The 20,124-nt window shown below is 60.2% G+C and carries 21 protein-coding genes; 16 read left to right on the top strand and 5 right to left on the bottom strand.

Annotation, left to right across the window (positions count from 1 at the left end; genetic code table 11):
• Nucleotides 1-32 precede the first annotated feature (32 nt).
• The 10 genes from BSK43_RS07220 (at nucleotide 33) to BSK43_RS07175 (ending at nucleotide 9,957) form a co-directional block, all read left to right on the top strand.
• Nucleotides 33-461, top strand: coding sequence for a Fur family transcriptional regulator (locus BSK43_RS07220; protein ID WP_068397613.1), 429 nt, complete (start codon nucleotides 33-35; stop codon nucleotides 459-461).
• Nucleotides 462-491: 30 nt separating this feature from the next.
• A complete protein-coding gene (locus BSK43_RS07215) occupies nucleotides 492-1,289 on the top strand; it encodes a 1-acyl-sn-glycerol-3-phosphate acyltransferase (RefSeq protein WP_077468556.1) in 798 nt (265 codons plus the stop codon).
• Between the two features lie 60 nt (nucleotides 1,290-1,349).
• Nucleotides 1,350-2,762 (top strand): tRNA (N6-isopentenyl adenosine(37)-C2)-methylthiotransferase MiaB, encoded by a 1,413-nt coding sequence (miaB, locus tag BSK43_RS07210; RefSeq protein ID WP_077468557.1) that lies wholly within the window; start codon nucleotides 1,350-1,352, stop codon nucleotides 2,760-2,762.
• A gap of 30 nt (nucleotides 2,763-2,792) precedes the next feature.
• On the top strand, nucleotides 2,793-3,845 hold the full coding sequence (locus BSK43_RS07205; protein WP_068397604.1) for a PhoH family protein: 1,053 nt from the start codon (nucleotides 2,793-2,795) through the stop codon (nucleotides 3,843-3,845).
• Between the two features lie 18 nt (nucleotides 3,846-3,863).
• Entirely contained in the window at nucleotides 3,864-4,370 is a 507-nt protein-coding gene (ybeY, locus tag BSK43_RS07200; RefSeq protein ID WP_077468558.1) for an rRNA maturation RNase YbeY, read from the top strand.
• 25 nt (nucleotides 4,371-4,395) lie between these two features.
• The gene (locus tag BSK43_RS07195) at nucleotides 4,396-5,565 is read left to right on the top strand and encodes a hemolysin family protein (RefSeq protein ID WP_077468559.1); all 1,170 of its coding nucleotides are present in this window, start codon (nucleotides 4,396-4,398) and stop codon (nucleotides 5,563-5,565) included.
• 78 nt (nucleotides 5,566-5,643) lie between these two features.
• Nucleotides 5,644-7,245 carry an apolipoprotein N-acyltransferase gene (lnt, locus tag BSK43_RS07190; RefSeq protein ID WP_077468560.1) on the top strand — a complete coding sequence of 534 codons (1,602 nt, stop codon included), beginning with the start codon at nucleotides 5,644-5,646 and terminating at the stop codon, nucleotides 7,243-7,245.
• Nucleotides 7,246-7,397: 152 nt separating this feature from the next.
• The gene (locus BSK43_RS07185) at nucleotides 7,398-7,817 is read left to right on the top strand and encodes a helix-turn-helix domain-containing protein (protein WP_034489843.1); all 420 of its coding nucleotides are present in this window, start codon (nucleotides 7,398-7,400) and stop codon (nucleotides 7,815-7,817) included.
• Between the two features lie 188 nt (nucleotides 7,818-8,005).
• On the top strand, nucleotides 8,006-9,259 hold the full coding sequence (metK, locus tag BSK43_RS07180) for a methionine adenosyltransferase (RefSeq protein ID WP_077468561.1): 1,254 nt from the start codon (nucleotides 8,006-8,008) through the stop codon (nucleotides 9,257-9,259).
• Nucleotides 9,256-9,957, top strand: coding sequence for a tRNA (guanosine(46)-N(7))-methyltransferase TrmB (locus tag BSK43_RS07175; RefSeq protein WP_077468562.1), 702 nt, complete (start codon nucleotides 9,256-9,258; stop codon nucleotides 9,955-9,957). Before metK ends, BSK43_RS07175 begins: the two co-directional genes overlap by 4 nt.
• Before the next feature lie 157 nt (nucleotides 9,958-10,114).
• Here BSK43_RS07175 and BSK43_RS07170 read toward each other — a convergent pair whose 3' ends face one another.
• Nucleotides 10,115-10,372 (bottom strand): DUF1150 family protein, encoded by a 258-nt coding sequence (locus BSK43_RS07170; RefSeq protein WP_068397582.1) that lies wholly within the window; start codon nucleotides 10,370-10,372, stop codon nucleotides 10,115-10,117.
• Between the two features lie 45 nt (nucleotides 10,373-10,417).
• A complete protein-coding gene (locus BSK43_RS07165) occupies nucleotides 10,418-10,849 on the bottom strand; it encodes an Hsp20 family protein (protein ID WP_068397579.1) in 432 nt (143 codons plus the stop codon).
• Between the two features lie 230 nt (nucleotides 10,850-11,079).
• On the opposite strand from BSK43_RS07165, the gene BSK43_RS07160 reads away from it, so the two are divergent.
• Nucleotides 11,080-12,024 carry a nucleoside hydrolase gene (locus BSK43_RS07160; RefSeq protein WP_077468563.1) on the top strand — a complete coding sequence of 315 codons (945 nt, stop codon included), beginning with the start codon at nucleotides 11,080-11,082 and terminating at the stop codon, nucleotides 12,022-12,024.
• Between the two features lie 71 nt (nucleotides 12,025-12,095).
• Here BSK43_RS07160 and BSK43_RS07155 read toward each other — a convergent pair whose 3' ends face one another.
• The 3 genes from BSK43_RS07155 to BSK43_RS07145 form a co-directional block, all read right to left on the bottom strand.
• Nucleotides 12,096-14,441 carry a methyl-accepting chemotaxis protein gene (locus BSK43_RS07155; RefSeq protein WP_077468735.1) on the bottom strand — a complete coding sequence of 782 codons (2,346 nt, stop codon included), beginning with the start codon at nucleotides 14,439-14,441 and terminating at the stop codon, nucleotides 12,096-12,098.
• Between the two features lie 194 nt (nucleotides 14,442-14,635).
• Nucleotides 14,636-15,535: a ribokinase gene (locus BSK43_RS07150; RefSeq protein WP_077468564.1), complete on the bottom strand. Its 900-nt coding sequence runs from the start codon at nucleotides 15,533-15,535 to the stop codon at nucleotides 14,636-14,638.
• Nucleotides 15,536-15,634: 99 nt separating this feature from the next.
• Entirely contained in the window at nucleotides 15,635-16,813 is a 1,179-nt protein-coding gene (locus tag BSK43_RS07145) for a DNA recombination protein RmuC (protein WP_077468565.1), read from the bottom strand.
• A gap of 186 nt (nucleotides 16,814-16,999) precedes the next feature.
• Here BSK43_RS07145 and def point away from each other — a divergent pair, with 186 nt between their 5' ends.
• From def to truA, 5 genes are all read left to right on the top strand, one after another.
• Nucleotides 17,000-17,515 carry a peptide deformylase gene (def, locus tag BSK43_RS07140; RefSeq protein WP_077468566.1) on the top strand — a complete coding sequence of 172 codons (516 nt, stop codon included), beginning with the start codon at nucleotides 17,000-17,002 and terminating at the stop codon, nucleotides 17,513-17,515.
• Between the two features lie 65 nt (nucleotides 17,516-17,580).
• Entirely contained in the window at nucleotides 17,581-17,841 is a 261-nt protein-coding gene (locus tag BSK43_RS07135; RefSeq protein ID WP_077468567.1) for a plasmid stabilization protein, read from the top strand.
• 21 nt (nucleotides 17,842-17,862) lie between these two features.
• Nucleotides 17,863-18,282: a type II toxin-antitoxin system VapC family toxin gene (locus BSK43_RS07130; RefSeq protein ID WP_077468568.1), complete on the top strand. Its 420-nt coding sequence runs from the start codon at nucleotides 17,863-17,865 to the stop codon at nucleotides 18,280-18,282.
• A gap of 76 nt (nucleotides 18,283-18,358) precedes the next feature.
• Nucleotides 18,359-19,306, top strand: coding sequence for a methionyl-tRNA formyltransferase (gene fmt / locus BSK43_RS07125; protein ID WP_077468736.1), 948 nt, complete (start codon nucleotides 18,359-18,361; stop codon nucleotides 19,304-19,306).
• On the top strand, nucleotides 19,306-20,112 hold the full coding sequence (truA, locus tag BSK43_RS07120; protein WP_077468569.1) for a tRNA pseudouridine(38-40) synthase TruA: 807 nt from the start codon (nucleotides 19,306-19,308) through the stop codon (nucleotides 20,110-20,112). The genes fmt and truA overlap by 1 nt, the downstream gene beginning before the upstream one ends.
• Nucleotides 20,113-20,124 lie beyond the last annotated feature (12 nt).

The raw sequence follows: 20,124 nt of genomic DNA, 5'->3' as shown, positions 1-20,124 counted from the left end.
GTCACAGTCCAATAGACCGAAGACAGCAATCGATGGATGATGCCGTAAAATCCCTTGAGGAGCTTTGCGCCGAGCGTGGCATGCGCATGACCGAACAGCGTCGGGTCATCGCGCGCATTATCGAGACATCGGAGGATCACCCGGATGTCGAGGAGCTCTACCGGCGCTCCGTGCTTGTGGACGCGAAGATCTCGATCTCGACCGTCTATCGCACCGTCAAGCTGTTCGAGGATGCCGGGCTGCTCGCCCGCCACGATTTCCGCGACGGTCGTTCCCGCTACGAAACGGTGCCGGAAGAGCATCATGATCACCTGATTGATCTCAAGAGCGGTGAAGTCATCGAATTTCATTCGCCGGAGATCGAGGCGCTGCAGGAGCGCATTGCCCGCGAACACGGCTTCAAACTCGTCGACCACAGGCTGGAGCTTTACGGCATCCCGCTGAAGAAAGACGAAGGTTGAGGTGAAGGCTGTCGTGCAGGAGCGAATGATTTGATGACCTGGCTGCGCGTCGGCTGTGCCGCCATTGTCATCTGTGTCGTCAGCCTCGTGCTGGTGCCGCTGCAGATCCTTTGCCTGCGCTTCGACTGGAAACTCAGGCGGTATCTGCCGCGCTACTGGCATCGCATCGTCTGCTATTGGCTTGGCGTCCGTATTCATGTCGTCGGTAAGCTCGAGGCTGACAGGCCCTTGATGCTCGCCTCGAACCATTCTTCCTGGCTCGACATTCTCGTGTTGTCGGCGGTTGCCGATGTCGCCTTCATCGCCAAATCCGAGGTGAGGGACTGGCCGATCTTCGGCCTCTTCGCGCAATGGCAGAAGAGCGTCTTCATCGAGCGCCAGCAGAAGCAGAAGACCGGCGACCAGGTGAACGAGATCGCCGAGCGCATGGCCGCCGGCGAAATCATGGTGCTGTTCCCGGAAGGCACGACCTCGGATGGCAATCGCCTGCTCGAGGTCAAGTCCTCTCTGTTCGGTGCCGCCGCTGCCGCACTGCCGAAAACGCCGGATGCCGTCGTGCATGTGCAGCCCGTCGCGGTTGCCTATACCCGCATTCACGGTATCGCCATGGGCCGCTATTATCGCCCGATTGCGGCCTGGCCCGGCGATATCGAACTGGTGCCGCATCTGAAGGATATCGTTGCCTGCGGCGCAATTGATGTCGATGTCTGCTTCGGCGAGGCGCTGGACTACCGGGCCGGCTCCAACCGCAAACAAGTCAGCGCCACCATCGCCCGGCGCATCCGCAATATGCTCGCCAGCCGCCTGCTCGGCCGCGAGATCGCCTGATTTCCAGGTGGTTTCAACTTTTTCATTTTCTCCGCCAGCAAAAGTCACTACATAGCGGCCATGACCAAGGACAGCTTGACCCTCGACGCCCCGGCGACCGCTGCATTGCAGCTCGGTCTCCGCGATGGCTCCAACAGCCGCAAGGTTTTCATCAAGACCTACGGCTGTCAGATGAACGTCTATGACTCCACGCGGATGAGCGATGCGCTTGCCCGCGACGGCTATGAGCCGACCGAAGACATGGAAGAGGCCGATCTCGTCCTGCTGAATACCTGTCATATCCGCGAGAAGGCGGCCGAAAAGGTCTATTCCGCGCTTGGCCGCCTGCGCGACATGAAGAAGCGCAAGGCTGCCGACGGGCGCGAGATGATGATCGGCGTTACCGGTTGCGTCGCGCAGGCCGAAGGTGAGGAAATCCTTCGTCGCGCGCCCGCCGTCGATGTCGTCGTCGGCCCGCAGACCTATCACCGCCTGCCCGACGCGCTTCGCCGCGCCAAGGAAGGCCAGCGCGTCGTCGATACCGAATATGCGATCGAAGACAAGTTTCAGCATCTGCCGATTGCCGAGAAGGCAAAGATCCGCGCCCGCGGCGTCACCGCCTTCTTGACGGTGCAGGAAGGATGCGACAAGTTCTGTACGTTCTGCGTGGTGCCCTATACGCGTGGTTCCGAAGTCTCCCGTCCGGTCGCCCAGATCGTCGAAGAGGCCGAGAAACTTGTGGATGGCGGCGTGCGTGAAATCACGCTGCTCGGCCAGAACGTCAATGCCTGGCATGGCGCGGGGCCTAAGGGCGAAGCCTGGAGCCTCGGTGATCTGCTCTATCGGCTGGCGGAGATACCCGGCCTTGCGCGGCTGCGCTACACGACCAGCCATCCACGCGACATGGACGATCGGCTGATCGACGCGCATCGCGATCTCCGCACGCTGATGCCCTATCTGCACCTGCCTGTTCAGTCCGGTTCGGACCGCATCCTCAAGGCGATGAACCGCCGGCACACGGCTGTCGAATATCTGGCACTGATCGCAAAGATCCGCGCTGCACGGCCGGATATCGCACTCTCTGGCGATTTCATCGTCGGCTTCCCGGGGGAGACAGATCAGGATTTTGAGGATACATTGAGACTGGTCGAGGAGGTGAATTATGCACAGGCCTTCTCGTTCAAATATTCGACGCGTCCGGGCACGCCCGGCGCTGACTTGAAGGACCAGGTGGCCGAAGAGATCAAGGCGGAACGGCTGGAACGATTGCAGGCCCTGCTGTTGAAACAGCAGCATGCGTTTGCCGACACTTGCGTGGGCAAGGTTGTGGATATCCTCCTGGAAAAGCCGGGCCGCATGCCGGGTCAGCTGATTGGACGCTCTCCTTGGCTGCAATCTGTGAATGTTGATGCAAAAGCATCGCAAATCGGTGACATTATTAACGTACGAATCACCGGGACCAGCACCAACAGCCTTTTTGCTGAGCTGCTCTAGGTTCCGGACGGGCAAAAGGAGCCACACCGCTTGAACGGACAGGAATTGGTTTCTTCTTCATCGCGCCAGCCCCGCACCGCGAGCGACGCCAATCACTTCATCCTGACGTTCGAGAACAATCGGTTCGCCAGCGAGCTTTTCGGGCAGTTCGATCAGAACTTGAAGCTGCTTGAAGAGCGTCTCGGCATCGATGCCCGCGCCCGCGGAAACTCCGTCGTCATCACGGGCGATGTGCCGGCCACCAACCAGGCGCGCCGCACGCTCGATTATCTCTATGACAAGCTGCAAAAAGGCGGCAATGTAGAACCTTCCGACGTGGAAGGGGCAATCCGCATGGCGGTTGCCGCCGACGACCAATTGACGCTGCCGACCATGGAGAGAAAAGCCAAGTTGACGATGGCGCAGATTTCGACGCGCAAGAAGACGATCATTGCTCGCACGCCGACGCAAGACGCCTATATGCGGGCGCTGGAGCGCTCCGAGATGGTCTTCGGCGTCGGTCCGGCCGGTACCGGCAAGACCTACCTCGCCGTCGCCCACGCTGCCCAGCTTCTGGAGCGCGGCGCCGTCGAGAAGATCATCCTCTCGCGCCCCGCTGTCGAAGCTGGCGAGCGCCTCGGCTTCCTGCCCGGCGACATGAAGGAGAAGGTCGATCCCTATCTCCGTCCGCTTTATGACGCGCTTTACGACATGATGCCGGGCGACAAGGTCGAACGCGCCATCACCGCAGGCGTCATCGAGATCGCGCCGCTCGCCTTCATGCGCGGCCGCACGCTCGCCAATGCAGCTGTCATCCTCGATGAGGCGCAGAACACAACATCCATGCAGATGAAGATGTTCCTGACCCGTCTCGGCGAAAATTCGCGGATGATCATAACAGGCGATCCGAGCCAGATCGACTTGCCGCGTGGCGTCAAGTCCGGCCTGGTGGAGGCGCTGCAGCTGCTGAACGGCGTTGAGGGCATCACCATCGTCCGCTTCAAGGATACCGATGTCGTCCGTCACCCGCTGGTGGGACGCATCGTCCGGGCTTACGACTCGATGTATCCCGCCCCGGGCGAGGAAAACGACCCGCAGATCTGATCTGCGGTCTCAAAGCTCATGGCGGAACTCGATATACAGATCAGCGTGGAGGAGGGCGATTGGCCCTCCGAAGCCGACTTACAGGCCCTTGCCGAGCGCGTGCTCGGCGAGGCTGCGGCCTATCTCAAGAAACATGAGAAACAGCCCTTTCCGAAAACGGCGCCCGAATTGTCCTTGGTCTTTACCGACGACGCCTCCATCCGCGAGATAAACGCGGAATGGCGCTCGCAGGACAAGGCGACGAATGTGCTGTCCTTCCCCGCCTTTCCGCTGGAGCCGGGTGGCAAGCCCGGCCCGATGCTCGGCGATATCATCATCGCCAGGGAGACGGTGGAGCGCGAGGCAGTCGACCTCGAGAAGAGTTTTGACGACCATTTGACCCATTTGATGGTGCATGGTTTCTTGCATCTCTTCGGCTACGACCATATGAATAATAGCGAAGCCGAAAGAATGGAGGGGCTGGAGACTCGCATTTTGGCTGGTCTTGGCCTATCTGATCCCTACGCGGGACAAGATCCCATTTGACTTGAACCCTGTCTGACCAGGAACAATGAGCGACTTTACGACAAGATCGGCCCCCGAGGCCAAAGACAGCGCCGATGCGGCCTCCTCCGACGAGGTTGGCAGTAGTAGCAACGGCAAGCGATCCCAATCTTCATTCTGGGCGCGCGCTGCGCGCATTCTCCGCCCGGCGCAGGATGCCACGCGGCTGCGCGAGGATCTCGCCGACGCGTTGATGACCAACGCCACCGGCGACGATGCCTTTTCTCCCGACGAACGGGCGATGCTGCACAATATCCTGCGCTTCCGCGAGGTACGCGTCGAGGACGTCATGGTGCCGCGCGCCGATATCGAGGCGGTGGACCAGAATATCACCATCGGCGAGCTGATGATCCTGTTCGAGGAAAGCGGCCGTTCGCGCATGCCCGTCTATGCCGATACGCTGGATGATCCGCGCGGCATGGTGCATATCCGCGACCTCCTGTCCTATGTCGCCAAGCAGGCCCGCAACAAGCGCCGCAGCGGCACCGCCAAGGCTGCAGCAGCCGCGACGGCCGTGGCGACAACTGAGAAGGCGCCGCGCTCCGCCAAGCCGAATTTCGATCTTTCTCGTGTCGATCTGCAAAAGACACTGGCGGAAGCCGGTATCATCCGCAAGATCCTGTTCGTGCCGCCCTCCATGCTGGCCTCCGATCTCCTGCGCCGCATGCAGGTCAACCGCACGCAGATGGCGCTTGTCATCGACGAGTATGGCGGCACGGACGGTCTGGCCTCGCACGAAGACATCGTCGAAATGGTCGTTGGCGATATCGATGACGAGCACGATGACGATGAAGTCATGTTCAAGCGCGTCTCCGAAGACGTCTTCGTTGCCGATGCTCGTGTCGAGCTGGAAGAGATCGCTGCGGCGATCGGTCCGGATTTCGACGTCATGGAGCAGGTGGATGAAGTCGATACGCTTGGTGGCCTGATCTTCTCCGCGCTTGGCCGCATCCCGGTGCGTGGCGAACTCGTGCAGGCGCTGCCGGGCTTCGAGTTTCATATTCTCGATGCTGATCCACGCCGCATCAAGCGGGTGCGCATCACCCGCAAGCGGCATGCTGTCCGTCGACGGCCGTCAAAGGCAGATGGCGATGCCGGTCTATCCGAGCGCGGCCTGCCGTCGCCGGAAGCAATTGCCGAAGAAACTTCGACCGAACGCAACGCTGCCAGCCAATAAACGGCGCTTCAGCGGGACAAATCGCTGCTTTTTTGAAAGACTGCGGCCAGTTGATTCGCAGTTGAACGGAGCGGGCGTATGGAATGGCTTTCGGGCAGGGTGATCCTCGTCTGGGGTTTCAAACGCGCGTTGCTTGCGATTTTGGCGGGTGCGGTCGGTGTACTTGCGCTGCCGCCCTTCGGTTTCTTTGCAGCAATGTTCATTTCCTTCACGCTGCTCGTATGGCTGCTTGATGGTGTTGCCGCCGGTCCCGACAGCGGCTTTCTCGGTCGGCTATGGCCGGCCTTTTTCACCGGCTGGCTGTTTGGCTTCGGTTATTTCGTCGCCGGCCTGTGGTGGCTCGGCCATGCGCTGCTGATCGATGCCGACGAGTTTGCCTGGGCATTGCCGCTGGCGATCCTCGGCCTGCCGGCCTTTCTCGCGGTCTTCTATGGGGTGGCGACCGTCCTTGCCCGGATACTGTGGTCCGACGGCATGGGCCGCATCGCGGCGCTTGCCTTCAGCTTCGGGCTGCTAGAATGGGTGCGGAGCTTCCTCTTCACCGGCTTCCCCTGGAATGCCATCGGCTACGGCGCCATGCCCATACCGCTGATGATGCAGTCGGCGCATCTGATCGGCGTGCTCGGGGTCACCGTGCTCGCCGTCTTCGTCTTTGCGGCGCCGGCCCTGCTCGGCACGCGCCAGGGACGAGTGCCGGGGATCGGTCTTGCGATCATCATCGCTGCCGCCCATGTCGGTTATGGCTATTATGCGCTGAATCTGCCGGCCGCCCCGCCTGTCGAAGGCAAGGCAACGCCCGTCATTCGCATTGTCCAGCCGTCCATCGACCAGGAGACGAAGATGGATACGGCCGCCGACCGCACCGCGATTTTCGACAAGCATCTGGCGCTTTCCGTGCAGCCGCCTGCAAACGGCGGCAAACGCCCTGATATCATCGTCTGGCCTGAAACGGCCGTGCCGTTCATCCTGACCGACAACCGGGATGCGCTCGCCCGCATCGCCGATCAGCTTGATGATGACCAGATCCTGATCACCGGCGCTGTTCGCGTCGAGGACATGGGTCCGGGTGTCGATCCGCGCTATTATAATTCGATCTATGTCATCGATGGCCGGGGCCAGATCATCGGCGCATCCGACAAGACCCATCTCGTGCCCTTCGGCGAATATGTGCCGTTCGAGCATATTCTGAGTTATCTCGGCATCGACAATGTCGTGGAACTGCCGGGCGGATTTTCCGCAGCCACACGGCGGCAGCTGCTGACCATGCCTGACGGCATCAAGTTCTACCCCTTGATTTGCTACGAGATCATTTTCCCGAACGAGATGACCTCGGAGATCCGGCAGGCGGATGCGATCCTGAACGTGACGAATGATGGCTGGTTTGGCGATACGCCAGGTCCCTATCAGCATTTCCTCCAGGCAAGGGTGAGGGCAGTGGAGCAGGGGCTTCCTCTGATTCGCAGCGCCAATACCGGCATCTCCGCCTTCGTCGATCCGCATGGGCGTGTGCTTTCGGGAATTGACTATAATCAGCAGGGGTTTATCGATACTACCTTGAGTGGTGCAACTGTATCGCGTGTCGACGATAAAGCCCGGAAAACATACTTTTGGTTGATTGTCGGCTTAGTCGGCGTGGCCGCTGCCGTTTCACGCATGGGTTTTATTTCGAGGGTGAATTGACCAAAAAACCCTAAAATTGCATAGTGCTCGTTATCCGCCTTTTGAACGTAGACTGGAGGCCTTGGGGGCGTCGGCTGCAACGTGGCGTTATAGGGGGTGGAGAAAGGTACCGGGTGGCAGGTCCTGAACTCAACCTATGTTAGGGTAAAATGATGATTGAGAACAAAAAAAAGCCGAACCCCATCGACATTCATGTCGGTAGCCGCATACGCCTCCGCCGCACCATGCTTGGCATGAGCCAGGAAAAACTCGGCGAAAGTCTTGGAATTACGTTTCAGCAAATCCAGAAATACGAAAAGGGCACCAACCGGGTTGGCGCCAGCCGCCTCCAGAACATCTCCAGCATCCTTAATGTCCCGGTCTCCTTCTTCTTCGAAGATGCCCCGGGTGAGCACACAGCCACAGCGGGGGGCTTGGCCGAAGCATCCAGCTCTAATTACGTCGTCGATTTTCTGTCCTCTTCCGAAGGGCTGCAGCTCAATCGCGCCTTCGTGAAGATCTCCGACGGCAAGGTACGCCGCAAGGTGGTCGAACTGGTCAAGGCGCTCGCCGCCGAGGCGGATGCCGAGTAGACCTTTCGGGGCTCTGCAAAGCCGATGAAGTCGAGAGGCGGTCATTTTGGCCGCCTTTTCTGCATTTACGGCAAAAATTTATCCCTTCGACCGGGATATAAAGATATATTTATGTCCTTGTTCGGCTTGTTTTTCGAGCCGGAGACGAATATCAAAAGCAGAGATTTGTTCTTTGAGGGGAATCCCGAATGCGCGCGAATTATCTGTTTACGAGTGAGTCTGTTGCCGAAGGTCACCCGGATAAAGTTTGTGACCGTATCTCCGATGAAATCGTCGATCTGGTTTACCGCGAAGCCGCAAAGACCGGCGTGAATCCATGGGGCGTGCGCATTGCCTGCGAAACCCTTGCCACCACCAACCGCGTCGTCATCGCTGGTGAAGTCCGCCTGCCGCCGAGCCTGATGAAGAAGGACAAGGACGGCAACGACGTCATCAATCCTTCGAAGTTCAAGGCTGCGGCGCGCCGCGCCATCAAGGACATCGGCTACGAGCAGGACGGCTTCCATTGGAAGAAGGCACGCATCGATGTGCTCCTGCACTCCCAGTCCGCCGACATCGCCCAGGGCGTCGACAACGCTGCCGACCAGCAGGGCGACGAAGGTGCCGGCGACCAGGGCATCATGTTCGGCTACGCCTGCAAGGAAACGCCGGATCTCATGCCGGCGCCGATCTACTATTCGCACAAGATCCTGCAGCTGCTCGCAACCGCCCGCAAGAAGGGTGATGGCGAAGTCGCAAAGCTCGGCCCCGATGCCAAGAGCCAGGTGACCGTTCGTTACGTCGACGGCAAGCCGTCGGAAGCGACCTCGATCGTTCTCTCCACCCAGCACCTCGACGATAGCTGGGATTCGAACAAGGTTCGCGCCGTTGTCGAACCCTATATCCGCGAAGCGCTCGGCGACCTGAAGATTGCTGCCGATTGCAAGTGGTACATCAACCCCACCGGCAAGTTCGTGATCGGCGGCCCGGACGGCGACGCTGGCCTTACCGGCCGCAAGATCATCGTCGACACCTACGGCGGTGCAGCCCCGCATGGCGGCGGTGCCTTCTCGGGCAAGGATACGACCAAGGTCGATCGTTCGGCCGCCTATGCTGCACGCTATCTGGCAAAGAACGTCGTTGCCGCCAGCCTGGCCGACCGTTGCACGATCCAGCTGTCCTACGCCATCGGCGTTGCCCAGCCGCTCTCTGTTTACGTCGACCTGCACGGCACCGGTAAGGGCGTCAGCGAAGATGACGTCGAAGCAGCGATCCGCAAGAGCATGGATCTCTCTCCGACTGGCATCCGCCGTCACCTCGATCTCAACAAGCCGATCTATGCCAAGACTTCGGCATACGGTCACTTCGGCCGTAAGGCTGGCCGCGACGGTTCGTTCTCGTGGGAGCGCACTGATCTGGTCAAGGCTCTCAAGGAAGCAGTGAAGGTCCGGGAAGCCGCATGATCGACGTCGAGCGCCGGTCGCGGGCGACGGAAGCATTCTTCGGCCGGCGCAAGGGTAAGGCCTTGCGCGGCCAGCAGGCTGAAAAGCTCGAAGCATTGCTGCCGCAGCACATTGTCGATCTTGCCGCTCCGGCGCCACAGCCACTGAATGACCTCTTCCAGGTGCCGACCGAGCGTCTGCGCCTGGAAATCGGCTTTGGTGGCGGCGAGCATCTGATTCACAGGGCGCTGGAACAGCCGACCACCGGCTTCATCGGCGTAGAACCCTTCATCAATTCGATGCAGAAGCTGCTCGCGCGGGTCGACGAGACTGGTGCGCGCAATGTCCGCGTCTATAATGATGACGCCACTCAGCTGCTTGACTGGTTGCCGGATGGCTGTCTGGATCAGATCGATCTGCTTTATCCGGATCCCTGGCCGAAGAAGAAGCACTGGAAACGCCGTTTCGTTTCGCAGGTCAATCTCACACGCTTCCACCGCGTGCTGAAGCCGGGCGCGCTGTTCTGCTTTGCGTCCGACATAGACACCTATGTCAACTGGACACTGCAGCATTGCCACGCCCATGGCGGCTTCGAATGGACCGCACGGAATGCAGCTGATTGGCTGATGCCCTACGAGGGATGGCCGAGCACGCGCTACGAGGCAAAGGCCCGGCGCGAAGGGCGCTCTTCGGCCTATCTGACATTCAAGAAAATCTGATTGCTGGTTTCACGGCTTGAGCAGGTGATCGCTGCTTCCGCATCATCCCGTCAGGACCGCCATGCCGGGCGGTCTGGATCATGCGCATGCGCCACGGCTGGGCCGGTCGGCGCGGTCCTTGCAAACGGTGAGCCTCACCGTTGAGCGGCGTCTATGGTCAGTGCAGGCTGACCGTCTTCAGTTCATCTTCGGCGGCGCGATAGAACGTGCTGGAACGGTTGTCCGTCAGCAGTATCGGCGTACCGTCGGCACCGAAAAGCGCCCATAGATCGACGTCCGGGTCGATATCGGGAGCTTCGGGAAAGCAACGGGATACTTCGTTGCAATCCATCTTTCTGATGTAGGCAACCTCGCCGGTGCCGATATTGGCAAGCTCGGATTGCGTCAGGCGGGCGTTAGCTTCTTTCAAAAGCATATTCGTACCTCCAGTATGAGGGACCAACGGCACTAAGCCGTTGTCCTACTGTGAGACCGAAATGTTAATTTTCTTTACCATACGATCCGGTTCGGGCCGAATGAGATCGACCGAGAGCAAGCCATTCTTCAGTGCTGCGCCAAGCACTTGCATACCGTCGGCAAGGACGAAGACGCGCTGGAATTGCCGGGCCGCAATGCCACGATAAAGATAGTCACGCTCGCTCTGTTCAACCTGACGTCCGCGGATCAGCAACTGGTTTTCCTCCGTGCTGACATCGAGCTCGTCCTCGGAGAAACCCGCTACCGCAAGCGTGATGCGCAAACGCTCCGGCTCGCCCGAAAGGCGATCGGCACCCATGCGCTCGATATTGTAGGGAGGATAGCCGTCACTGGTTTTGGAAATCCGCTCTAGCGTCTTTTCCATGGTATCGAAGCCCAGAAGCAGCGGGCTGGCAAAGGGAGTCATCCGGCTCATCGTCTCAAAGTCCTTGGGTAGCAAGCGACTGTTCCGGACCTGATCTTCAGCACCCGGTTGTCCCTAATATGGGAGTACGTGCCCATGAGTGCAAGGCATCATCTCTTCGCATCTGCGAGATCAAAAGCCGCTACGGATGAATCGTTTGTGACAAGGCGAGGCAGTGCTTGACAAAGCCGGACCGAACTCGCGACAAAGCCTCTCGATCTGTCCGGAGGAAAATTACAAACATGACCGAACCTAGAAAAATCATCATCGATACCGACCCTGGTCAGGATGACGCCGCGGCGATCTTTCTCGCTTTCGGCAGCCGCGAAGAGATCGATGTCCTCGGTATCACCACCGTCGCCGGAAACGTGCCGCTGCGGCTGACGAGCCGCAATGCCCGCATCGTCTGCGAGCTTTGCAATCGTCGCGATGTGAAGGTTTTCGCCGGCGCCGACGCGCCGCTCAAGCGCAAGCTGGTGACCGCCGAGCACGTTCACGGCAAGACCGGCCTTGATGGTCCTGCTCTGGCCGAGCCGACCATGGAATTGCAGCCGGGCCATGCGGTCGATTTCATCGTCGAAACGCTGCGCAGCGAGCCTGAGGGAACTGTCACGCTCTGCACGCTCGGCCCGCTGACCAATATCGCGTTGGCCTTCCAGAAAGCACCTGAGATTGCCGGTCGCGTGCGCGAGCTGGTGATGATGGGCGGCGGTTTCTTCGAAGGCGGCAACATCACGCCGGCTGCCGAGTTCAACATCTATGTCGACCCGGAAGCGGCCGATGTCGTCTTCCGCTCCGGCGTGCCAATCGTCATGATGCCGCTCGACGTCACCCACAAGCTGCTGACGCGCAAGGACCGTGTTGCCCGCATCGCTGCTGTCGGCACCCCGCCGGCCAAGGCCATGGTCGAAATGCTGGAGTTCTTCGAGCGCTTCGATATCGAAAAATATGGCTCGGACGGCGGACCATTGCATGATCCGACTGTCATCGCCTATCTCCTCAAGCCCGAGCTATTCAAGGGCCGCGATTGCAATGTCGAGATCGAGGTGACATCGGAGCTGACCGTCGGCATGACGGTGGTGGATTGGTGGCATGTTACCGAGCGCAAGCACAATGCCAAGGTCATGCGCGATGTTGATGCCGACGGTTTCTTCGCGCTGCTGACAGAGCGTTTCGCCCGCATCTGACAGGTGAATACAGAAAAGGGGCCGCCGGAGTGATTCGGCGGCCCCTTTTTCGTTTAAACTGTTAAGCCGGCTCAGAATTCTTCCCAGTCGTCCTGTGCTAGGGCATTGGCACCATGTGTCTGGGGAATAGGCTTGCGTGCCGGTGCTGCCGCAGGTGAGGCAACCCTTCGGGCAGACACAGGCGCCCGCATCTGCTGGGCCGTTGCCCTCAGTGCTCCGGCGTTGTCCTGTACGCTGCGCGTGGTGCGGAAGCGTGCCACCAGGGTCTTCAGGCTCTGTGCTTCTTCAGCAAGCGTGACGCTGGAGGCCGTGGTCTCCTCGACCATCGCGGCATTCTGCTGCGTCACCTGGTCCATCTGGTTCATGGCCGAGTTGATTTCCTTCAAGCCGACCGCCTGCTCGCTTGCGGAGGCGGAGATCTGGCGGATAAGGCCGTTGATCTCCATCACCTGCTGGGCGATTTTGTGCAGCGCGTTGCCGGCGCGGCCGACGAGGTCGACGCCTTCCTTGACCTGACCAGCGGACGTATTGATCAGCGTCTTGATTTCCTTGGCCGCATTGGCCGAGCGCTGAGCCAGTTCGCGCACTTCCTGGGCGACGACGGCAAAGCCCTTGCCGGCATCACCCGCACGGGCAGCTTCGACGCCGGCATTGAGGGCGAGAAGGTTTGTCTGGAAGGCGATCTCATCGATCACGCTGATGATGCGCGAGACTTCCTGGGACGACTGCTCGATGCCATGCATGGAGGCGATGGCCTTCTGGACAATCTCGCCGGAATGCTCGGCATCCTGGGAGGCAGCGTTGACGCTGCTTGCCGCTGTCCGCGCATTTTCAGCACTCGAGTTTACCTGCGCGGTGAGCTCGTTGAGGGCTGCCGCGGTCTCTTCTAGGCTTGCAGCCTGCTGCTCCGTGCGCCGGGCAAGATCCGAGGCGCTGGTGCTAATCTCGCCGGTACCGCTGCCAATGTTGCCGACGCTGGCATTGACGGTTTGGACGGTCTCTTCGAGGCTGATCAGGGCCGCGTTGAAATCCTGCTTGAGCTGCGCGTATTCGCCGGGGAAGTCGTCGGTGATCCGATGGCTGAGATTGCCCTTCGAAAGCTCCGCCAGACTGTGGCCGAGAATGCCGACGATGTGGCGCTGCAGGGTGACGCTGTCGTTTCGCTCGGTCTCGGAGCGGCGGCGTTCGCCTTCGGCGGCCAGGCGCTGATCATTGGCTTCGCCTTCGAGGCGCTTGGTGTCGGCAAGCGCGAAACGGAAGCCTTCCAATGCCTTGGCAACCGAACCGACTTCGTCGGCCCGCGCCTGACCGGAGACCGGTTCTGCGTAGTTGCCGGCGCTGAGGCCGTTGACGCTCGCTACAAGACCCGCAAGCGGCTTCTGCACGAAGCCGCGAACGGCGGCGTAGAGGGCCAGCATGACGGCGATGAGCACCAGGATGCCGGCGACGATCATCGTATAGGTCTGGTCGCGCACAGGCGCTGCGATTGCGCTATGCGGCACGTCGATGAGCACGACCCATGTGGCGTTGAGGCCCGGAACCGCAAAAGGATAGACGACGCGGTCGAATTCTTCGCCACCGTCATCCGAAAGGTTTTTCATGATGCTTGCGGAGGAAGAGGTGAGTGCCGCCTTGATGGTATCGGCGCCAGCACCATTATAGTCCTTCATCAAAAGGGCGGCTGTCGGTGCGACCAGCCACTTGTTGTCCTGGGAAACCAGCAGCACGCGGCCGGAGCCGAACGGCTGCAGTTTCTGCAGCTTCGTGGAAAGCGAGGCGAGAGAGATATCGACGCCCGCGACGCCGATCATCTTGCCACCAGACATCACGGGGTAGGCGATCGAGCTCATGGTCGTGGGAACGTCGGTGCCTTCGGCCATATAGGGCGGAGTGATCGAACCCTTGCCGCTATCGGCGGCGAGCTTCCACCACGGAGCCGTATAATCATTGTTGAAGGTGGAGAATTGGATGCCGCCATCCTTGGTCTTCGACCAATAAGGGGTGAAGGCACCCTTGTCGTTGACGCCCTGGTCCTTGTTGTTGGCAAGCTCCATTGTCTTGCCGTCGAAGGCGCCGAGCTGCTCGCAGAACCAGCTGCCGAAGGCAAATGCGTTTTGTTCGACATTCGCCTTGAGGATGTTGATGATACCCTTGCGGTCGAAAGTGTGGCCCTCGTGGCCACGGCCGATGATGGCGGCCATGGAGCGCGCGGCACTGGCCATCTCGCCGATATTGGCGACAATTTCATTGGAAATGGACTTGGCCTCGGTATTGGCCTGATCCATCGTCAGGGTCTGGACGCGATCGCGGGTCTGGGAAATCAATAGAAAATTGGAAACCAGCAAAACAAGTGCGATCGCTAGCCCCGTGACCAAGATGAGCTTGGCCGCAAGCGACTTCATACGAAAGATGAACATCATTTCCTCGAAAAAGCGATGCGTCGGATAGGCATTATCCAGATGCAAAGTCGGCGCAGGATGGCCCTGTCATGGGGCCGCCGTGAGAATTCCTGCCGCAGCCGCAAGGCCATGCACGCCAGGCCAGAGGAGAATGATATGGAAGCGCAAAAATTTAATTAATTGCGCTTCGAGATGCCTACGATTTGTTGAGTTTAAAGCCGTTCGGCGACTTCGCTGGCAACGGGAATGGACGGCTGCGCGCCCGCCTTGAGGCAGGCGAGCGAACCGGCGACTGCGGCGCGGCGCAGGCTGGCATGAAAATCCAGGCCCTCGTCGAGGCTTGCGGCAAAATAACCGCAGAACGTATCGCCCGCACCGACGGTATCGACAGGCTCGATCACGAGGCCCTTGGCACTGGAAAGCTCGCCGTCGCGGATGGCGATGACGCCGTCACCGCCAAGCGTCACGATCAGCGTCTGACCGGTTTCGCCGTGCAGGCGGACAAGAGCAGTTTCACGTTCGGCGGCCGACATGTTGTCCTGGCCAGCCAGCCTCTCGAATTCGGTCTCGTTGGCGATAACGATATCGGCGAGCCTGCCGAGGCGTTCCGCTTCCGGGATCAGCGGCGCGAGATTGAGCACCGTGCGCACGCCTTTGGCCTTCGCAGCGTTCAATGCCGTCTCGACGGCGTCGACCGGAATTTCGAACTGAAGCATCAGCGTATCGCCGGAGTTCAGCGCCGCGACGGCGGCGGCGGCGTCTTCGGCGGTATTCGTGCCATTGGCGCCGGGAACGACGGCGATCATGTTTTCACCGTCGCCACCCACCAGGATCAGGGCTGTGCCGGTTGGCTGCGAAACGCGGCGGGTGGTGGAAAGGTCGGTGCCGGCAGCATCGAGCAGCTCGAGCGCGGGTGCAGCAAAGCCATCATTGCCCACAGCACCGCTCATGCGCACCGTTGCGCCGGCGCGGCGCGCGGCCAGTGCCTGGTTGGCGCCCTTGCCGCCAGCGGCCGTGGAAAAGCCGTTGCCGGCGACGGTTTCGCCCGGCTTGGGCAGACGGTCTGTCGTGGCGATGAGGTCCATGTTGATGGAGCCGAAAATGGTGATCATGCGGTATCCTGCCCTGCGAGTTGTGCATGATCCCACCCGAAGGCTGCCCTATGTCTTTTGGGATCACGCGCCGATTTCGCGCGACACTGCCCGAAGCGATCAGTCCTCGTCAACTACTCTCAGCTTGAGTTGGCTGGTACGGTTGTCGATCGGCTTCGGTCTGTCCTCCGCACGCCCCTTTGTCGGCTCTTTCGCGGTCTCGAATTCCAGCGCTTCTATCCTCTCGCCACGCCTTGCCAACTTGTCGGCAGAGGTGACGATCATGTCGACATCCTTCTGCGCCATGGCGAAATGTCCCTGGAGCTTGCGCACCCGTTCGTCCAGGCGCGAGAGATCGTCCATCAGATGCGCCACTTCGCTCTGGATGACATGGGCTTGTTCGCGCATGCGCTGATCCTTCAGGATCGCCTGGATGACCTGGATGGACAGCATCAGCAGTGACGGCGAGACGATGACGATGCGCGATCGCTGCGCCTTCTGCACGATCGCTTCGAAATTCTCGTGGATCTCCGCAAAGATCGATTCAGAGGGCACGAACAGGAAGGCTGTGTCCTGCGTCTCGCTCGGTATGAGATACTTCTCTGAGATATCGCGGATATGGAGTTCCAGATCCCGGCGGAATTGCTGTGCAGCGATCTTGGCATGCTCGGGACTGGCCGCGCTGCGAATGACATTCCAGGCTTCGAGCGGAAACTTGGCATCGATAACCAGCGGCGGTGCACCGTTCGGCATCCGAACGGTGCAGTCGGGCCGCGAGCCGTTCGAAAGCGTCGGCTGAAAAGAATAGGCACCCATCGGCAACCCGTCGGCGATGATGGTCTCCATGCGCGCCTGGCCGAAGGCGCCGCGCGTCTGCTTGTTGGAGAGGATGGCCTGCAGGCCGACGACGTCCTTTGCCAGTGATTGGATATTGGTCTGGGCCGTATCGATGACGGCAAGCCGTTCCTGCAGCCGGCGCAGGTTCTCGTGCGTCGAGCGCGTCTGTTCGCCGATCGTCGCGGTGACCCGTTGCGACATGCCGTCCAGGCGCTGGCCGATGGCCTGGTTGAGCTCCGCCTGCCGCGAGCCGAACACCTCGGCCATGGTCGCGAGCCGGCCCTGCATCTCCGCCTGCGCCCGCAAAAGCGTTGCCATGTTGTGCTCTGATTCCAGCATGTCGTCCTCGGATCGTCCGCGACCGCGCATCAGAAGAACGAGGACGGCGATCACGAGCAGGATGACGAGGCCGGTCAGAACCTGGATCGCGGAGATGGCTTGGCCGAAGAGGATGAAGGACATGGAACCGAGTATGCTCGTGGAATTCTTACGGACACCATAACAAAAACATCATGAATAGCTAGATCAAAACGTGAACAGGATTTTTCGGCCGTTTAGTCAGATCCGATGCGTCGTCGGTGAAAAAACACCTCGATACGGTCATCTTGGCGATTCCATCGCGGTAAAAGATGCGTTATGGGAAACGTCATGACGATCAAGCCACTCATCATTTTACCCGATCCGCTGCTCCGCCAGGCTTCCAAGCCGATCGAGCGCATCGATGCCGAAACGCAGCGCCTCGCTGACGATATGCTGGAAACCATGTATGACGCGCCGGGCATTGGCCTTGCCGCCGTCCAGATCGGCGTTGCGCGCCGGATGCTTGTCATCGACGTATCGCGCGAAGGCGAAGAAAAGAAGCCGCTGGTTTTCATCAACCCGGAAATCGTCACCTCTTCGGACGAACGTTCGGTTTACGAGGAAGGCTGCCTGTCCATTCCCGATTACTATGCGGAAGTAGAGCGGCCGGCCCGGGTCACCGTCAAGCATCTCGATCGCGACGGCAAGGAACAGCTGACAGAGGCTGATGGCCTGCTCGCAACCTGCGTGCAGCACGAAATCGACCATCTGAACGGCGTGCTGTTCATCGACTATATCTCCCGCCTGAAGCGCGAGATGGTGATCAAGAAGTTCACCAAGGCCGCCAAGGCGAAGGCTCTCTAATCTCGAGTCATTGAAAGATTGGGCTGCAGCGCCTATGATATCATTGATATCAAATGGAGGCACCGATGAGCGATCTTTTGCTGCGCGGCATCGATGACACGCTGAAGAAGCAATTGCAGGCGAATGCTCATCGGCATGGCCGCAGTCTATCTGAAGAGGCCATTGATCTGTTGCGCCAGTCGCTTGGGCGGCAGCAGAATTCCAACAGTTCCGCAGGGCAGCGGCTGAGAACCATTCTCGGCCGTGAGAAACTGAGCGAAGAAGAGATCGATGCAATCGCCGCCTTCCGGCATGCACCTGATCGCGAGCCGCCGCGGTTTGAGTGATCGTTCCTTGGGATACTTCAGATGATTGTGCTCGACACCAACGTCGTGTCGGAACTTCAAGGGCGGTTGTATACCGATCGGATATTGTCATGGCTCGATGGTTTCGCCGCCGAGACCATTTTCGTGACGACGGTTACGATAGGTGAGATTCGCTTCGGTCTGGAGCTATTGGCCGATGGAAAGCGTAAGGCCGCGTTGATTGCTCAGTTGGAGGCGATAGAGGCCGAATTTTCCGGCCGTGTCCTTGGATTTTCCAGCAGTGCGGCGCATCAGTATGGAATAGTTTCTGCCCTGCGGCACAAAATGGGGCGGCGGATGGAAACGAAGGACGCCATGATCGCTGCCATCTGTCTCGCGCATGGCGCCACATTGGCGACGCGCAATACAAAAGATTTCGAAGGGCTTGATCTCAAGCTCATAAACCCGTTTGAAGACGGCTAACCTGTTGACCCCTGACAACGCGCAGCGTTTTCGGCGCCAGTCACACGAAACCTGATATCTTAGTCGGATGGATCGCATGTCGCTCAACATCATTTTCATGGGAACGCCCGAATTCTCCGTGCCGACATTGCGGTCGCTGATCGATGCGGGCCACAGGGTTCGGGCCGTCTATACGCAGCCGCCGCGCCCCGGTGGGCGGCGGGGGCTGGACCTGCAGAAATCGCCGGTGCATCAGGCGGCCGAATTGCTCGGCCTGCCGGTATTCACGCCTGTGAATTTCAAGGACCCCGACGAGCGCCAGCGGTTTCGCGATTTGGATGCCGATGTTGCCGTGGTCGTCGCTTATGGCCTGCTGCTGCCTGAGGCCATTCTGACCGGCACGCGGCTCGGCTGCTATAACGGACATGCTTCGCTGCTGCCGCGCTGGCGCGGAGCCGCGCCAATCCAGCGGGCGATCATGGCCGGCGACAGCAAGACCGGCATGATGGTGATGAAGATGGACAAGGGCCTCGACACCGGCCCCGTCGCCCTGACACGCGAAGTCGAGATCGGCGGCACCATGACTGCGGGCGAGCTCCACGACAGGCTGATGCTTGTCGGCGCAAAGGCCATGGCCGAGGCGATGAACAAGCTCGAGCATGACGAGCTGCCGCTGACCGCGCAGCCGGCCGACGGCGTGCTTTATGCCGCAAAGATCGACAAGGGCGAAACACGCATCGATTTCAACAAGCCTACGGCCGATGTTCATAATCACATCCGCGGTCTCTCGCCTTTTCCCGGCGCCTGGCTCGAGGCCGAGATTGCCGGTCGGCCGGAGCGCATCAAGGTGCTTGGTTCGGAACTGGCCGAAGGCAGCGGAGTTGCCGGCACTGTGCTGACGGACGATCTCATCATTGCCTGTGCCTTAGGTGCGGTCAGACTGACGAAGCTGCAGAAGGCCGGCGGCAAGCTGCTGGCATCGGCCGATTTCCTGCGCGGCACGCCGATTGCGCCGGGCACCGTGCTTGCTTCGGAGCAGGCCTGATGCCGCGCTACAGAATGACCGTCGAATATGACGGCACGTCCTATGTCGGCTGGCAGCGTCAAACCAATGGCCGCTCCGTACAAGGCGCAATTGAAGGCGCCATCCTGTCGCTGACGGGGGAGACGGTTTCCATCCGTGGGGCGGGACGCACCGATTCCGGCGTCCATGCCATGGGCCAGGTCATGCATGCCGACCTTGCCAGAAAGTGGGAGCCCTTTACCCTGTGCAAGGCGGTGAATGCGCATTTGAGGCTTGCGGGCGAGCGCGTTGCCATTCTTGATGTTGCCGAAGTCGACGCTCGCTTTGATGCTCGTTTTTCGGCCATCCGCCGCCATTACCTCTATCGCATCATCACCCGCCGTGCGCCCCTGGCGTTGGAGGCCGGGCGCGCCTGGTGGGTGCCGAAGGAAATGGATCACGTGGCCATGCATGCCGCCGCGCAGACGCTCGTCGGCCGGCACGATTTCACGACATTCCGCTCGGCGCATTGCCAGGCAAACAGCCCGGTGCGTACGCTCGACCGGCTCGATGTCACGCGCAGCGGCGAGTTGATCGAGATCCGAGCTACAGCACAGAGCTTCCTCCACAATCAGATCCGCTCCTTCGCCGGAACGCTGAAGCTGGCCGGCGAGGGCAAGTGGACGCCCGACGACGTGCGCGCCGCTCTTGAGGCGCGGGACCGCAAGGCATGCGGCCCGGTAGCCCCACCGGACGGACTTTATTTCATGCAGGTCGACTATCCGGATGATGCCGGTTTGCCCGGCGAACCGAAGGAGTGTGCCGATGATGATGACGATCTGTCATGATCCCGCAATCCG

It is taken from the genome of Rhizobium sp. P44RR-XXIV (genome assembly GCF_001999485.2).
Classification (GTDB): Bacteria; Pseudomonadota; Alphaproteobacteria; order Rhizobiales; family Rhizobiaceae; genus Rhizobium.
This window is presented reverse-complemented; position numbering and strand designations above follow the sequence as displayed.

What these genes read in the sequence shown, in the direction of transcription:
- fmt (WP_077468736.1), top strand. Translation starts at nt 18,359, where the DNA reads ATGTCGCTCAACATCATTTTCATGGGAACGCCCGAATTCTCCGTGCCG.
- BSK43_RS07155 (WP_077468735.1), bottom strand. Translation starts at nt 14,441, where the DNA reads ATGTTCATCTTTCGTATGAAGTCGCTTGCGGCCAAGCTCATCTTGGTC.
- BSK43_RS07135 (WP_077468567.1), top strand. Translation starts at nt 17,581, where the DNA reads ATGAGCGATCTTTTGCTGCGCGGCATCGATGACACGCTGAAGAAGCAA.
- BSK43_RS07185 (WP_034489843.1), top strand. Translation starts at nt 7,398, where the DNA reads ATGATTGAGAACAAAAAAAAGCCGAACCCCATCGACATTCATGTCGGT.
- def (WP_077468566.1), top strand. Translation starts at nt 17,000, where the DNA reads ATGACGATCAAGCCACTCATCATTTTACCCGATCCGCTGCTCCGCCAG.
- BSK43_RS07170 (WP_068397582.1), bottom strand. Translation starts at nt 10,372, where the DNA reads ATGCTTTTGAAAGAAGCTAACGCCCGCCTGACGCAATCCGAGCTTGCC.
- BSK43_RS07220 (WP_068397613.1), top strand. Translation starts at nt 33, where the DNA reads ATGGATGATGCCGTAAAATCCCTTGAGGAGCTTTGCGCCGAGCGTGGC.
- BSK43_RS07160 (WP_077468563.1), top strand. Translation starts at nt 11,080, where the DNA reads ATGACCGAACCTAGAAAAATCATCATCGATACCGACCCTGGTCAGGAT.
- miaB (WP_077468557.1), top strand. Translation starts at nt 1,350, where the DNA reads ATGACCAAGGACAGCTTGACCCTCGACGCCCCGGCGACCGCTGCATTG.
- ybeY (WP_077468558.1), top strand. Translation starts at nt 3,864, where the DNA reads ATGGCGGAACTCGATATACAGATCAGCGTGGAGGAGGGCGATTGGCCC.
- BSK43_RS07175 (WP_077468562.1), top strand. Translation starts at nt 9,256, where the DNA reads ATGATCGACGTCGAGCGCCGGTCGCGGGCGACGGAAGCATTCTTCGGC.
- BSK43_RS07150 (WP_077468564.1), bottom strand. Translation starts at nt 15,535, where the DNA reads ATGATCACCATTTTCGGCTCCATCAACATGGACCTCATCGCCACGACA.
- BSK43_RS07145 (WP_077468565.1), bottom strand. Translation starts at nt 16,813, where the DNA reads ATGTCCTTCATCCTCTTCGGCCAAGCCATCTCCGCGATCCAGGTTCTG.
- BSK43_RS07130 (WP_077468568.1), top strand. Translation starts at nt 17,863, where the DNA reads ATGATTGTGCTCGACACCAACGTCGTGTCGGAACTTCAAGGGCGGTTG.
- metK (WP_077468561.1), top strand. Translation starts at nt 8,006, where the DNA reads ATGCGCGCGAATTATCTGTTTACGAGTGAGTCTGTTGCCGAAGGTCAC.
- lnt (WP_077468560.1), top strand. Translation starts at nt 5,644, where the DNA reads ATGGAATGGCTTTCGGGCAGGGTGATCCTCGTCTGGGGTTTCAAACGC.
- truA (WP_077468569.1), top strand. Translation starts at nt 19,306, where the DNA reads ATGCCGCGCTACAGAATGACCGTCGAATATGACGGCACGTCCTATGTC.
- BSK43_RS07165 (WP_068397579.1), bottom strand. Translation starts at nt 10,849, where the DNA reads ATGAGCCGGATGACTCCCTTTGCCAGCCCGCTGCTTCTGGGCTTCGAT.
- BSK43_RS07195 (WP_077468559.1), top strand. Translation starts at nt 4,396, where the DNA reads ATGAGCGACTTTACGACAAGATCGGCCCCCGAGGCCAAAGACAGCGCC.